The following is a 14,219-nucleotide window of genomic DNA, read 5'->3' on the forward strand; positions in this document are numbered from 1 at the left end:
AAGATACAAAATGTTTAAAGTTTTTTCTAAAAAATTAAACAAAATTAACAATTTGAAGCCGTTTAACTCTTTTTAAAATAGTAAAGTTATTGATTTACTGCTGTTTACGATTTTTAGAAACAGTATGCTTTTTAAGAATTCTTTTACTTTCTGACTTGACCAATTGATCTTCTCGCATTTTCCATAATACATCTGTAGCACGTTTTCGGGTTTCGTCAATATCCACGATTGGATAGGGGTAATCTTTTCCAAGATGGAAGTTATTAAACTCCTGGTCCATGTCAGTCATCAAGTAGGGCTGATGGGCAAAAGGTGTTTCAAGATCTTTCAGTTCAGGCACCCATTTTTTAATGAATTTCGCTTCAGGATCGTGTTCTAAACTATTTTTTACCGGATTGTAAACACGCAACATATTAGTGCCGGTCTCACCGGCTTGCATCTGTAACTGTGGATAATGAATTCCCGGTTCAAAATCTAAAAACATTTGAGATAAATGCGTTGTAGCGTCTTGCCAGGGTTGCCATAAATTATGAGTGAAGAAGGAAACTACCAAGGCACGCATTCTAAAATTAAGATATCCGGTTTCATTTAAGCAACGCATACAGGCATCAACAAGCGGATATCCCGTTAATCCTTTTCGCCATGCCTCTTGATATTGCTCAGATATGGATTTTTTCAAACGATGAAATCCTTTATTAATACTGGCTTTTTCCATAGTGTGTTCCATTTCGAACTTTTGTATGAAATGGGACTGCCAGCGCAAGCGCGACATAAAGGATTCGATGGCTTTAGTGTTTTTTGCCTGATCTTTAATTCTATAGGCGTATTGGTAAACCTCCCGAACGGATAGATTTCCCCAGGCCAGGTAAGGCGAAATTCGACTGCAACTCATTCTAGCTAATTCCGGTTTTGAAATATGAAACATATAGTTCACATGGCGCTCTTCAAAAAATGAATTTAAATATTTCAAGCCTGTGGAGCGGCCTCCCTTTTGAAATGGCGAATCCATGTTAGTAGCCAGATTCGTGACATTGAAATACCGTTCTAATTCCGCTACAGCTTCAATAGAAAGTAATTGTCCTTCTCCCGGATTGAATGTAAGCGTTTCCATACTGAAAAAGGTATCGCAAAGGTCTTTCCAATGGTCGCGGTTCTTTAAACCTCGCTGCACGCCGTTATTGATGTTTTCATGCCAATTGATCCAGTTATTCTTGCAAAAGCGTTTGAAGGATTTATCACGCTCATAGGTTACCAAAATACCGGTTTCCTGATGGGAATAGATATTTTTTACGTTGTAACTGGAAAGTAATTGATTCACGGCGGCGATAATATCAGAACTCACGGCTAGAATTTTGGAATTATATGGTTTTAATTGCTCGTTGATGTCGACTATAGACTGTTTGATAAAATCCCAGTGTCTCTGGCTGTAATGAATATCATTTATAAGTAAAGGTTCGAAAACGTATAGCAACAGCACTTTACTACCGGAAGCCAGGGCATTGTATATTGCCTCATTATCTTCCAATCGAAGATCTCGTTTCAGCCATACTACATGTAAATCCGGTTTAGTAGTCATCGGGGTTTTCAATTATATGTTTTGCCTTCTCTTTGATCTCAGAAAGTTTTTTGGAGTCCATTTTATTCAACAAACTGTACATCATTTTCATTCTAAAATTAGATTCCAATTGAGGTCGTTTATCGTCCAAAAAATTCCAATATAAACTATTAAATGGGCAAGCATTTTTTCCTGTTTTTTTACTTTTATCATAATGGCAACCGGAGCAGTAATTACTCATTTTATGAATGTAAGATCCGGAGGAAACATAAGGTTTGGTTGCTATTTTACCGCCATCAGCAAATTGGCTCATACCTCGTGTGTTTGGTAGTTGTACCCATTCAATCGCATCCACATAAATACCTAAATACCAGGCATCGACTTCGTCCGGATCGATCTGTGCTAACAAGGCGAAATTTCCTGTAACCATCAAACGCTGGATATGATGCGCATAGCCGTTTTCCAGGGAGTTGGTGATGGCATGTTTCAAACAGTTCATTTTGGTATTCCCGGTCCAGAAAAATTCAGGTAATTTATTGGTGTTTTCCAGAGCGTTCAAGGTTTTGTACTCCGGCATAAACGCCCAATACATACCGCGCATATATTCGCGCCATCCAATAACTTGACGAATAAAGCCTTCAACCTGGGAGATATCAATGTGTTCGCCGTGTTTCCGATAGTAATTAAGGATCGTTTTTACGACATCCTGCGCACTGATGAGTTTCAAGTTCATCGCAAAGGATAATCTGGAGTGGAACAAAAATTCCTGATCGGTATGCATGGCATCCTGATAATCCCCAAAATGGATGAGCAGGTTTTCGCAAAAATATTTTAATTGATCCAGGGCTTGTTCTCGTGTAATGGGGTAGTGAAAGGTTTTTGAGCTAAAGGATCCAATGGTTTTTATTTGTGCGTTTTCAATGTCTTTTACAATTTCTGTGACGTCATTTTGAAAATATTTGTAGGGTGGAATGGGAGCGTCGCCTTTCCATTTATTTCTGTTGCTCTTATCATAATTCCATTTACCACCTTCAGGTTGATCACCAACCATTAAAATATCATGTTTTCTACGCATATCACGGTAGAAATTTTCCATGAGGTATTGTTTCTTGCCTTTAAAGAATTTGGCGAGATCATTACGTTCCGTGTAGAAATGCTCTGCGGAAACACATTTTGATTCTACATCAAGTGCCTGACAAAATTCTGAAAGTTGCTGGTCCAATCGATATTCATCCGGAGCGATGTATTCAAAACACGTTATGTTATTTTCTGAAATGATCTTTTTGAGATTCTTGTTCAGATTATGAGTGTTTTCGGGATCATTGATCTTGTAATATTGAACCTCATGGCCATGAGATTTCAAATCTTCTGAAAACTGACGCATCGCAGCAAAAAAACCAATAACCTTTTGAATATGATGGGTTACATAATCCGTTTCCTGACGCATTTCAAACATGGCATAAATAACCATGTCGTCCTGAGTTTTGAACCAGGAGTGTTTACAATGTAGCTGATCGCCTAATATGAGTCGGAGTGTCTTCAAATTAAAAAAGGGTTTTTTGTAGCCACAGATTTTGAAATTTCCCCTGCGGATCGTAGCGCTCGGCCTGTAGTTTTACATTGAATTTACGATCTCTTGGATCATTGCCTACTCCGGAAACATACATCCAGTTGCCATAATTACTATGAACATCGTAGTCCATAAGTAGCGATTCAAAATAAGCAGCACCAATACGCCAATCCAGTTCAAGGTCTTTTGCAAAATAAGAGGCTACATTTTGTCGGCCGCGATTACTCATCCAACCTGTTTCGGCTAATTCTATCATATTAGCATTTACAAAATCGGAGGAAGTTCTACCTTCGATCCAAGCTTTAATATCACTTTCGTTGGTTCGCCAGGAATAGTTCTTGTTTAAAATTCCACCCAGATAAAAAATAGTATCGCCGTGCTTCAGGCTGATATATTTAAAATAATCCCGCCAGATGAGTTCAAAAATGAGCCAATAGGTGGACTGGTTTTTAAAATGCTCTTTTTCAAAAGCTTTGATCTGCCAATAAATATGGCGGGGGGAAATACTTCCGTTAGCCAGCCAGGCTGAGAATTTGGAGCTGTAATTGGTTCCAACTAAACCGTTGCGTGTTTTTTTGTAAACCCCTAATTTTTTTGTTTTGAAAAAATAATTTTGAAGTCGCTTTTCTGCTGCTTCTTCACCACCTTGGAATGGAAAAGCTGAATTTGGGTGGGTTTCAAAAGATTCAAATCCAAGATCTTCGAGGCTCGGTATTTCAGTATCATTTCTAATATCTGAAATGGCTTCAGTAGCTTTGGTTATTTGTTCCGGTCGAACCGAAGCTTCTTTTTCCAGTTTTTTTCTGAAAACTGTAAACACCTGTGGAATTTGAGAAAAAGCTAAGGGAATATCATCCGGATGAAATAAAAATTGATCGTAATAAGTAAGTAGTTTTACAGATTCGCCTACATTGGAAACTAAGGCGTCTTCTACCGCTTTTTCTTCCTGTGTCCATTCCTTTTGTGCATAAATACCTTTTATATTGTAGCTTTTTATGAGATCAGGAATTTTAATTTCCGGACGATCATAGAAAACGAATAATTCGATATTGAGATCTTTTAAACCCTTCTTTAAATTTTGAACCGTTTCAATAAGGAATTTGGCGCGGTATTTTTCGGTTTTTTTGAATCCGAAGATTGTGTCTTCAAAATGTCTGGGATCGAAACAATACAGGGCCAGTATGCTTGTGTGGTTTTCCAGAGCTTGTTTTAAAGCGGCCTGGTCTTGTGTTCTGAGGTCATTTCTAAACCAAACTAATCCGATGTTGTCTTGTTTCGTCTGCATTTTTCACTACAATATTTTACATTTTCCCAATTGTTGCGCCACTTTTTACGCCAGCTGAATGGCAATCCGCAGGTCGGACAGATCTTTTCCGGTAAATGTTGTTTATGATGCGACATCAACCAGTTTATTTATCATGCCCTTGAAAATAAACCCGTGAAACGGTAATACACTGAACCAATATAAGCGTCCCCATAAACCACGAGGTCGAAACGTAGCGGTTTGTTTCAACAGACCGTCTTCAATTTTAAATTCCAGCCAGGCTTCACCAGGCAGTCTCATTTCAGCATAAAGCAAAAGGCGTTTTTTCGATTTATCGGCAAAAATGACGCGCCAAAAATCCAGAGCATCTCCGGCATCCAGTTCCGTTGGACTCGTACGCCCGCGACGTAAACCAATACCGCCAAAAAGTTTATCCAGGTAACCGCGAACCTTCCATAAAAAGTTACCGTAATACCAACCATTAGTTCCGCCGATACTCCATATTTTATCCAAAGTTTTTTTAATGTCTGTCACCTTACGTTCCTTATAATCTTTAAAGCAACCATATTTTGGTACGTTAATGTAGCGATCCATGTGGGTTCGCAAACGGCCACTGCTAACCATGGAATCTTTCCAACTGGAAATAATACTGTTCTGTTCGATCTTTTCAAAAGCGAGTTTTACTGCTTCCTGATAGCAAATGGGTTGAACATCTAAGGTTTTGTTTATGTCACTAGGTTTTCCAATGATCTGAACCTTCATGCTATCCACCAATGAAACCGCTAATTTATAAGAGGTAGATGTGACGAAATACAGCCAATAGGAGGAAAGGCGTGGCGTCATTACCGGAACCGTTAGAATGTAGCGTTTCAATCCGCGGACTTCCGCAAACTGAAGCAACATGTCTTTATAAGTAAGGGTTTCCGGTCCGAAAATATCAAAGGATTTGTTGTACAGATCTTCACGCCCTACGCTTCTTATTAAAAACCTAAGAACATCGCGCACCGCGATAGGCTGGGACTTAGTGTGTAACCATTTTGGCGCCACCATAAACGGTAACTTTTCAACCAAATCACGAATAATTTCGAACGAGGAACTCCCTGAACCAACGATGATTCCTGCTTTGAATATAGTAAGCGCATATTTGGATGAGCTCAGGTGTTCTTCAACATTTTTTCTGGACCGCAGGTGTTTAGAAAGTTCTTCCTCATTAGTGATACCACTTAAGTAGATAACTTGTTTAACATGGGTTTGTTCTAAACGCTTTTTAAAGTTGATCGCACAGCGTTCCTCCAGCGTCTCAAAATCTTTGGAGGTATTCGACATGGAATGGATCAAATAAAAGGCGACATCAATATCGTCGGGAATATTCTTTAAGGTATCCGGATTTAAAAAATCGGCCTCAATAACATCAATATCTTCATCCTCAATATAACTTTTCTCTGCGCGAAGTGTATCACGAACTGCGCAAACAATATGATGTCCTTGGTCTGCTAATATGGGGATTAAGCGCTTTCCTATGTAACCCGTTGCTCCTGTTACAAGAATTTTCATAGGCTCAGGATTTAGGGCGTTGATAGCCAAAACGGGCTTTCAATTCCGGAATAGCATAACCGTCTAAACCGTTGATACTGGCAATCTGAGCTTTGGCCAAATTAATGAAGCCATCACTTTCAATAAGATCATCATTCACAAACAAAGCTTTAATTTTCCCAACTACGAGAATGGTGTTGTTTGCTTTAATTGGATATTCTTCTACAAATTCCATTGCTAGTTGAAGTGGTGATTCTTTTACGAACGGCGCTGAAAACGGGTCTTTATACTCTGGCTGAAGGTCGGTGACGTCGAACTCTGAAATAGATGCATCGTATTTTGCAGACGTATGATGTGCATCTTTGATAATATCGTGGTGAATTGGATTTATGGTGTATTCGCCGGTTTCTTTGAGATTAACATAGGTGTTTCGTAATACGGTTGTTGGCCGCAGAAAAAAGCCTAATAAAGCCGGACTGGAACCTAAATGTGTTACTGAGCTGAATACAGCCACATTCTCGATACCATCTTTCGATCTGGTTCCGATAAGGTTGGCCGATTTAAAACCGGAACAACTGTTAATAAGATTGATCTTATAAATATGTTCCAGATTTTCAATGTCAGTATCACTAAAATAGGTCATTATAGATTTATGAAATTATTTATTTTAACGTTCTTGGCTTTGAGATCGAACATGAGGTTATACAGTCCGAAGAAGGTACGATTGATATAAATAAAGTGCTTCGATCCCCGGTTACCATTCATTTTACGCAGTTCTGTACTTTTGGAATAGCGTTCGCCGAGTTCAGCCACTTTTCCAAAGAATTTAGGATCTGAGAAATCAAAAGTTTGGGCATGGAAGGGTTGCGTAAATAAACTCAACATATCATAGAACATACCCGTGAAGAAGGTTTTTTCCTCCTCGGTATCATCTTCTTTTAAAATTTCCAGTTCGTATAATTTGGTTTTGAAGAAAGCTTCATTTTCGATATTTTCTTTCTTTGCCAAATCGAAATAGGGCTTATAAAAATCATCTGGAACTTGTTTCATGCAACCAAAATCGAGTGCAATAAGTTCTCCTTCCTCAGATATTAAGAAATTTCCCGGATGCGGATCGGCATGTACTTTTCTTAAGGTGTGAATTTGATACATATAAAAATCCCATAAGGCCTGTCCAAGACGATTGGCTTTTTCCTCATCGGTATTCACGGCAGTAAATTCCGATAAATGTTTACCACGCATGTAATCCATGGTGATAATGCGTTCAGATGAAAGCTCCTCGTAATATTCAGGAAATCTCAAATTAGGGATGTGTTTACAAGCCTGAGCGATCTCTTTGCTTTGTTGCACTTCCAATATATAATTGGTTTCTTCAACTAGTTTATTTTCTACCTCTTTAAAGTATTTATCCGAATCTTTTCCTTTGATATTGAACATACTCATGGCTACAGGTTTTACCATAGCCAAATCTGAAGCAATACTCTCCGCAACTCCCGGATATTGGATTTTCACAGCAAGTTTTTTCCCATCTTTTTCTGCGACATGCACCTGACCGATGCTGGCAGCATTAACAGAAGTTGCGTTAAAAGTATCGTATAGTTCATTGGGATGTTTCCCAAAATATTTTTTAAAAGTTTTGATTACGAGTGGCGCAGACAATGGTGGCACCGAGAATTGTGATAACGAAAATTTTTCAACATAGGCCTTAGGTAAAATACTTTTTTCCATACTCAACATTTGAGCCACCTTTAAGGCACTTCCTTTCATCTGTTTCAGGCTGTCATAAATATCATCGGCATTACTTTGATTCAGGCGTTCTCGCGCTTCCAGTTCCGATTTTGATATTTTATCACCGTAATATTTTAGGTAATTTACGCCCACCTTGGCACCTGTTTTAACAAGTTTGCTGGCGCGGGAAATTTTGGAAGTAGGTATTTTATCTATGGTCTTCATTGGCAATGTTTAGCTCATTTTAATTTTTTCTTTGAATAAAAATTTTCCCAGGTCGATCATGCTTTTTAACGGGGCGACATCTAAAACATCGAATGTCGTATTCACAGACTTTTCAATGAAAATATCTGTTTTTTCAAAAGACGGCGATGTATCATCCATCCAGAACTTCATGGTGATTAAAAGTTGGAACCAGGCAGATTCCTTGAGAGAATGGTCCTGAATTTTATCCAATTGGTCTTGTTTGAAATCTAAAAGCTGAATACCAAGTTTTTCGATGTAATCTGTAAAATGAGTTTTAAGTCCTGTAAGTATTCGCAGGTCTTTCAACGTATTTTTATGCTTACTCAATGTGTAAACTACATAACTTCTGTTGGCCGTCAAGATTTCGAAAAAGGTATAGTAGAAACTTAATAATTTATTTCGGGCATCAAAGATTGTGTAATCTTCATTTTTTTCAAGCAGCTTTATAGCATTTTCAAAAAAAGCTTCAAAAATGCTGCGTTCCAGAGCATCAAATGAAGCGAAGTACTTGTAGAATTCTGCTTCTTCAAAATCATTGTTCTTTGCGAAAATAAACACTGATTTTGGAGCTTCATTATGCTCTAATACATAAGCCATGAACTGGTCTATAATTTTATTTTTTGAGATTTTCTTTTTTGCTGCCATATCCTTTAATTTTAGGTCAAAGATACAAAATGTTTAGCAAAATACTTAAAAAGTTAAACAAAATAAATTTAATTATAATAAAGAGACCTTAGTATCAACCAATAGTCCATATTGTATTTTTTTAATTTTTTTGATCGCCGTGATCTAAGAACTGTTAAGAAATCGAAAAAAACTTTACCGAAAAAACTTTGGTAACATATTATGATTCATTATTTTAGCAATCCCTTAACTATTAAAAATGACCTGCTTTGAAAAAATTAATTTTATTATCCATTGTACTTATTGTATCAAGTTGCACTGCAAATTCTGAAAATCCTGCTCCAGAAGACCCGGTAGCAGCAAACCCCGAAAATCCTTCGGATGGTACTCCCGAAAATCCTGCAGATAATACTGCTGAAACTACTGATCAAAATGAAGAAGTTGTCTTCAAAATAATTCGTCCAGGTGATACTGATGTAGATTATTTTCCTGTTGATGTAGAAAACATTGAAATGATGTTTGAAGTACATCATCCGGATGGTGTCAAACAAATACGATTAGTTGGTATCGATGCAAAAAACGAAGCTGAAAATTGGACCGATGATTTCAATCCGCAGAGCGGTTATTTCTACTTCGAAAGGCGATTTAAAGGTGGTGCTTTGCGTGATTATCGCATTGAAATGGAAACCGAAAATGGGGAGTTTATAGTCAGTGAAAAAATTTTTTATATCGATAATTTTGCGCACGAACCGGGCAATGTTCAAATGGGAATTATCCCGACATACCAGGGCTATATTAACCTTAAAGACGGTGATGAGGTACAAGCTGGAACTCCCTTGTACATTGGAGTTGATAGTATGGATCCGGATGGCGGTTTTCTAGTAGAAGACAATGAGCATGGCTTAGACGATCTTAATGGCATCTTATGGGTAAAACTGAAAATAGATGGAGTAGTCGTAGAAACAAAAACAAACTCTAGCGAACTTCCTCTGACTCCAGAATCCGAAACCAGTGCACGAAGTTTCGGTCTTTATGAGTTTTTCAATATTGTTTTGTCTGAGGGTGTTCACACCGTTCAAATTGAATCCAGCGACCGCGAAGGAAATATCAACCAATGCGCACCAATAACAATTACTGCTGTTTCTCAATAATATATAAGTAAAACAGAATTTTTAAAACTGGATCAATATTTATTTGGTCCAGTTTAAATACTCAATTTTCAAGATTTTTCTTAAAGTATTGTTTTACAATGTGGGAATCCTTATTTTAGGATTCACTTAAAACTAACAAAACGACAGACAATGAAAAATCTATTATTATGTGTACTCGTTGTATCAGTATCCTTAACGGTCGATGCACAAATTGAAATCCCACAACCTAGTCCAACCACTACAATCAAACAGGAAGTGGGCCTCACAGATGTTACTTTAGAATATTCCAGACCAAGCATGCGCGGTCGAACTATTTTTGGAGATCTGGTGCCTTACAATGTGTTATGGCGTACCGGTGCAAACAGTAATACTAAAATTACATTCAGCCAGCCGGTAACCGTAGGAGGCACAGAACTTAAGGCTGGATCTTATGCTATTTACACCAAACCGGGTGAATCTTCATGGGATGTGTACTTTTATACAGATACCAACAATTGGGGAACTCCGCAAGAATGGGATGATTCTAAGGTAGCTGCCATGATTAATGTACCTTCCTTGGAAGATGCCATGACCACAGAAACATTTACACTGTCTTTTGATGATCTATCTAATAATGGTGCAACTTTAGGTATCAAATGGGCCAATACCTATGTTGGCGTTCCATTTGAAGTGCCTACAGATAAAATGGTAACAAGCGCTATTGATAAGGTTATGAATGGTCCGGGTGCTGGCGATTACTACGCAGCAGCTGTGTATTACTATTCCAGTGATAAAGATATTAATAAGTCTAAAGCATGGATGGAGAAAGCCATGAGCATGATGAAACCCCAGTTTTGGCACTACCGTCAAATGAGCTTGATCTATGCTAAAGCCGGTGATAAGAACGCGGCCATTGATGCAGCTAAAAAATCTTTAGCCGGTGCCGAAGCAGCCGGAAATGCTGATTATGTAAAAATGAACAAGGATTCCTTAAAGGAATGGGGAGCTATGTAATGCCGTACTTCTATAAAAATTTAAAGCCACCTTTTGCGGTGGCTTTTTTATTAATCATTGTTTTCTAATTCGAAGAGTTTCTCTACCGGCGTTTCAAAAAGTCTTGAAAGTTTTAAAGCTAAAACAGTTGAAGGTACGTATTTACCTTTTTCCATAGCGTTTATGGTTTGCCTGCTCACTCCGATCTTTTCTGCAACATCGGCTTGAGTCATATCGTGAATAGCCCGTTGTACTTTTAAATTATTCTTCATCGCTATTGGATTTTAATTTTAAAAAATTGAATCTTATAATGAAGAATAGCAGGGGGGTAAACATATTGAAAACCAAAACCTGGAAGAAACTTAGGCCATAAACGAATACAATACCCAAAAAGAGAACAGCGTAGTTGAACACAATGGCCCAGATCAGTGACTCTGTTCGAAGTTTAGCAATGTATTCATCTTCGATCCTTTCTTTGGTAAAACCTACGATGAGTCCGCCAATAATGATTAAAATCGAAGTAAGTTCGTCCATAAAACTATTTTCGATGATATGGAAGTTTCCTTTTTGACCTATGATCGGTTCGTCAAAAATACTGAAAACAGGAACTTTTAATAAATTACTTTCAAGATCATTAAAAAGTAAATAAACGCCGCCAATGAGACCAATTATCAAGAGAACCCAGCCCAGGGTTTTCCATTTGTGCGGTAATAAATAAGATGTTGTCATAACTGTTTGTTTTAAAATTGATATTACAAAAGTAAAACAAACTTTACATAAAGACAAAATTATTTAACATAAAGTTAATAAAACCAGACTTTTAATACTCCAATTGAATGAGATTACGAACCTGGTCCAGTAAACTGATCAGGTTTCTGCTGAATTCGAAAGTCATAAGATCACTTTCAGTTTTACCCTTTCTCAATAAGGCATTAAAATGATTGATCTCATGAAAATAACCAAAAGTATCTTCTTCAAAAGTTTTAGTTTCTGTCTTCCTATTGTAGGTGATACTAACTGAACTTGGCGTATGGAATTGTCGGTTAATTTTAAGCAGGCCATTTTCAAAGGTAAACGTCGCCTCGGTTGGAAGGTCTTCAATCAAACTACTCTCTAAAAAGGCTTCTGCTCCGGATGCGTATTTAAAGATCATCTTGCAGGAACTATCGGCTCCATTATCAAAAAAAGTAGCTTGAGCATCTATGTGGTTTGGCTTGCCCAAAGTAGATAATGCAGCGAAAATAGGGTAGATGCCAATATCTAATAAACTACCGCCGCCCAGATTTTTTCTAAACAAACGGGAGGCATCGTCAAATGCTCTGAAAAAACCAAAATTAGCTTCTAGTTTTAATAATTTACCGTAACGAGGATTTTGGATCTCTTTTAATGCGAATTGATAATGAGGTAAAAAATAGGTCCATAAAGCTTCCATAAGCAGCACATTTTTATTTTGAGCTGTTGTGATCATGGTTTCAACCTCTTCGGCATTCATGGCAAACGGTTTTTCGCATAAAACGGCTTTTCCATGATTCAAACACAAAAGTGTGTTTTCCTGATGTAAAGCATGTGGGGTAGCAATGTAAACAGCGTCAACATCCGGGTCTTTTACTAAAGCTTCATAGCTGTCGTAAGCTTTCTTTGCTTTATAGGTTTCAGCGAATTCGTCCGCTTTACTTTGTGTTCTGGATGCTACAGCACATAATTCGGTATCGTTAACATATAACAGATCATTGGCAAATTTTGTAGCAATATGTCCTAAACCCATAATGCCCCATTGGATCGGTTTAGTTTGTTCTGAGTTGTTCATTTTTACAAGAGAATTGTAGTATACATGCAATAGTAATAACAATAGCACAGCCTACAAAATTAAGCCATAAAAATGGCAAATTTATTTTATCGTATAGATCAAGCAAGTAAAGGCCAATTACTGCAATTTGAGTGATAATCGCACTGATGAACACGGCACGGCCTTTTACGAATTTAAAAAAGAAAGCCAACAGAAAAATCCCTAAAACATTGCCATAAAATATGGAACCAATAATATTTACCAACTGAATTAAATTTTCAGCAAGATTCGCAATTCCTGCTACCAGAATTGCCATTATGCCCCATAAAAAGGTAAACCATTTCGAGGCTTTTACCTTCTGTTCTTCGGTGATTTCAGCTTTATTTCTAATATAAAGATCGATGGTTGTGGTAGAGCCTAAAGCGTTCAGTTCACTGGCGGTACTCGACATAGCTGCACTTAAAATTACCGCCAATAACAGGCCGATCAATCCTCGAGGAAGATTGTTCAAAATAAAATGAATAAACACATAGTCTTTATCGTTACTTTCTACTTTTAGATCCTTTTCTTCGGCAGCTCTATCAATGAGTTTCCGTGCATCTTCACGAATTTCTCTATTCACGTTTTCAGCGATTCTAAGATACTGCGCTGATTTGGCACTTTCTGATGTCGCAAAATTTTTGATCAACGTTTGTTTATCGTGAAATACCTTATCTTGTTCCTTCTGAAGTGCTTCATATTCTTTGGCATGCGATGAATTCATAACCATTTCAGTCGCTGTAGGATTAAAGTTCAAAGGTGATTCATTGAACTGATAAAACACGAATACCATAACACCCAATAGTAGAATAAAAAACTGCATAGGGACTTTTAACAGGCCATTGAACAGAAGGCCAATCTGCATTTCCTTTACCGATTTTCCTGAAAGATAGCGTTGTACCTGACTTTGATCAGTACCGAAATAAGAAAGCATTAAAAAAGTTCCTCCAATAATGCCGCTCCAAAAGGTATAGCGATTATCAAGGTTAAATGAAAAATCCAGAATATTCATTTTATCACTGGCACCGGCAATATCAAGTGCTTTGGTAAAAGTGATGTCCTGAGGTAAACCCTGAACAATAAGAATAAAGGCAATAACCATACCTACGAAGATGACACCCATTTGGTGTTTTTGGGTAACACTAACGGCTCGGGTTCCACCGGAAACGGTGTAAATAATAACCAAAACACCTATGATAATGTTTAATGTGAGCAAATTCCATCCCAACACTACGGATAAAATAATAGCTGGGGCATAAATTGTTATTCCTGCGGATAAACCGCGTTGAATTAAAAATAAGAGCGCTGTTAAGGTTCTTGTTTTTAGATCGAACCGATTTTCCAGGAATTCATAGGCCGTATAAACTTTTAATCGCGTGTATAATGGAATGAAAACAATGCAAATAATGATCATGGCAATGGGAAGACCAAAATAAAATTGGACAAAGCCCATACCATCATGAAAGGCCTGGCCCGGTGTAGATAAGAAGGTAATGGCGCTGGCCTGTGTAGCCATAACAGATAAGCCAATGGTCCACCATTTTGAGGTGTTACCTCCTTTTAAATAATCCTGAACATTTTTGCTACCCCTTGTTTGATACGTACCATAGGCTACGATAGCGATTAATGTAATGCTGAGAATGGTCCAATCTATCCAACTAAGTGCCCCCATTTTAATATAATTGCATTAAAATGTAAAACAGAATGATGTACACAGCATTGGCCACCAAAACAATGGTGTATAATTTTTG

At 37.6% G+C, this 14,219-nt stretch carries 14 protein-coding genes; 2 read left to right on the forward strand and 12 right to left on the reverse strand.

Features of this window, described 5'->3' with window-relative positions:
- Positions 1 to 94: 94 nt before the first annotated feature.
- Genes ABD682_RS10720 through ABD682_RS10755 form a run of 8 tightly spaced genes read right to left on the reverse strand, consistent with a single transcriptional unit; the run spans position 95 to position 8,541 of the window.
- The gene (locus ABD682_RS10720; RefSeq protein WP_344741335.1) at positions 95 to 1,576 is read right to left on the reverse strand and encodes a cryptochrome/deoxyribodipyrimidine photo-lyase family protein; all 1,482 of its coding nucleotides are present in this window, start codon (positions 1,574 to 1,576) and stop codon (positions 95 to 97) included.
- Entirely contained in the window at positions 1,566 to 3,098 is a 1,533-nt protein-coding gene (locus ABD682_RS10725; protein ID WP_344741336.1) for a cryptochrome/photolyase family protein, read from the reverse strand. The genes ABD682_RS10720 and ABD682_RS10725 overlap by 11 nt, the downstream gene beginning before the upstream one ends.
- 1 nt (position 3,099) lies before the next feature.
- On the reverse strand, positions 3,100 to 4,410 hold the full coding sequence (locus ABD682_RS10730; protein ID WP_344741338.1) for a DASH family cryptochrome: 1,311 nt from the start codon (positions 4,408 to 4,410) through the stop codon (positions 3,100 to 3,102).
- Positions 4,380 to 4,526 (reverse strand): DUF2256 domain-containing protein, encoded by a 147-nt coding sequence (locus tag ABD682_RS10735; protein ID WP_344741339.1) that lies wholly within the window; start codon positions 4,524 to 4,526, stop codon positions 4,380 to 4,382. Before ABD682_RS10735 ends, ABD682_RS10730 begins: the two co-directional genes overlap by 31 nt.
- Positions 4,513 to 5,943: an SDR family oxidoreductase gene (locus ABD682_RS10740; RefSeq protein WP_344741340.1), complete on the reverse strand. Its 1,431-nt coding sequence runs from the start codon at positions 5,941 to 5,943 to the stop codon at positions 4,513 to 4,515. The genes ABD682_RS10735 and ABD682_RS10740 overlap by 14 nt, the downstream gene beginning before the upstream one ends.
- Positions 5,944 to 5,947: 4 nt before the next feature.
- Complete coding sequence (locus tag ABD682_RS10745) at positions 5,948 to 6,565, reverse strand: flavin reductase family protein (RefSeq protein WP_344741342.1); 618 nt, start codon at positions 6,563 to 6,565, stop codon at positions 5,948 to 5,950.
- Positions 6,565 to 7,875, reverse strand: a complete 1,311-nt coding sequence (locus ABD682_RS10750) for an ABC1 kinase family protein (RefSeq protein ID WP_344741343.1) — start codon at positions 7,873 to 7,875, stop codon at positions 6,565 to 6,567. Before ABD682_RS10750 ends, ABD682_RS10745 begins: the two co-directional genes overlap by 1 nt.
- Before the next feature lie 9 nt (positions 7,876 to 7,884).
- Entirely contained in the window at positions 7,885 to 8,541 is a 657-nt protein-coding gene (locus ABD682_RS10755) for a TetR family transcriptional regulator C-terminal domain-containing protein (RefSeq protein ID WP_344741344.1), read from the reverse strand.
- A 248-nt stretch (positions 8,542 to 8,789) separates the two neighbouring features.
- Between ABD682_RS10755 and ABD682_RS10760 the strand changes: the two genes are divergently transcribed.
- Both ABD682_RS10760 and ABD682_RS10765 read left to right on the forward strand, forming a co-directional pair.
- Entirely contained in the window at positions 8,790 to 9,671 is an 882-nt protein-coding gene (locus ABD682_RS10760; protein ID WP_344741346.1) for a hypothetical protein, read from the forward strand.
- 150 nt (positions 9,672 to 9,821) lie between these two features.
- On the forward strand, positions 9,822 to 10,664 hold the full coding sequence (locus ABD682_RS10765) for a DUF2911 domain-containing protein (RefSeq protein ID WP_344741347.1): 843 nt from the start codon (positions 9,822 to 9,824) through the stop codon (positions 10,662 to 10,664).
- Positions 10,665 to 10,714: 50 nt separating this feature from the next.
- Here ABD682_RS10765 and ABD682_RS10770 read toward each other — a convergent pair whose 3' ends face one another.
- The 4 genes from ABD682_RS10770 to ABD682_RS10785 form a co-directional block, all read right to left on the reverse strand.
- Positions 10,715 to 10,915 (reverse strand): helix-turn-helix transcriptional regulator, encoded by a 201-nt coding sequence (locus ABD682_RS10770; protein ID WP_344741348.1) that lies wholly within the window; start codon positions 10,913 to 10,915, stop codon positions 10,715 to 10,717.
- Positions 10,905 to 11,372, reverse strand: coding sequence for a hypothetical protein (locus tag ABD682_RS10775; RefSeq protein ID WP_344741349.1), 468 nt, complete (start codon positions 11,370 to 11,372; stop codon positions 10,905 to 10,907). Before ABD682_RS10775 ends, ABD682_RS10770 begins: the two co-directional genes overlap by 11 nt.
- A gap of 91 nt (positions 11,373 to 11,463) precedes the next feature.
- Entirely contained in the window at positions 11,464 to 12,450 is a 987-nt protein-coding gene (locus ABD682_RS10780) for a Gfo/Idh/MocA family protein (RefSeq protein ID WP_344741351.1), read from the reverse strand.
- Positions 12,428 to 14,140 (reverse strand): sodium:solute symporter family protein, encoded by a 1,713-nt coding sequence (locus tag ABD682_RS10785; protein ID WP_344741352.1) that lies wholly within the window; start codon positions 14,138 to 14,140, stop codon positions 12,428 to 12,430. The genes ABD682_RS10780 and ABD682_RS10785 overlap by 23 nt, the downstream gene beginning before the upstream one ends.
- Positions 14,141 to 14,219 lie beyond the last annotated feature (79 nt).

It is taken from the genome of Gaetbulibacter aestuarii (assembly GCF_039537665.1).
GTDB classification, from domain to species: Bacteria; Bacteroidota; Bacteroidia; order Flavobacteriales; family Flavobacteriaceae; genus Gaetbulibacter_A; species Gaetbulibacter_A aestuarii.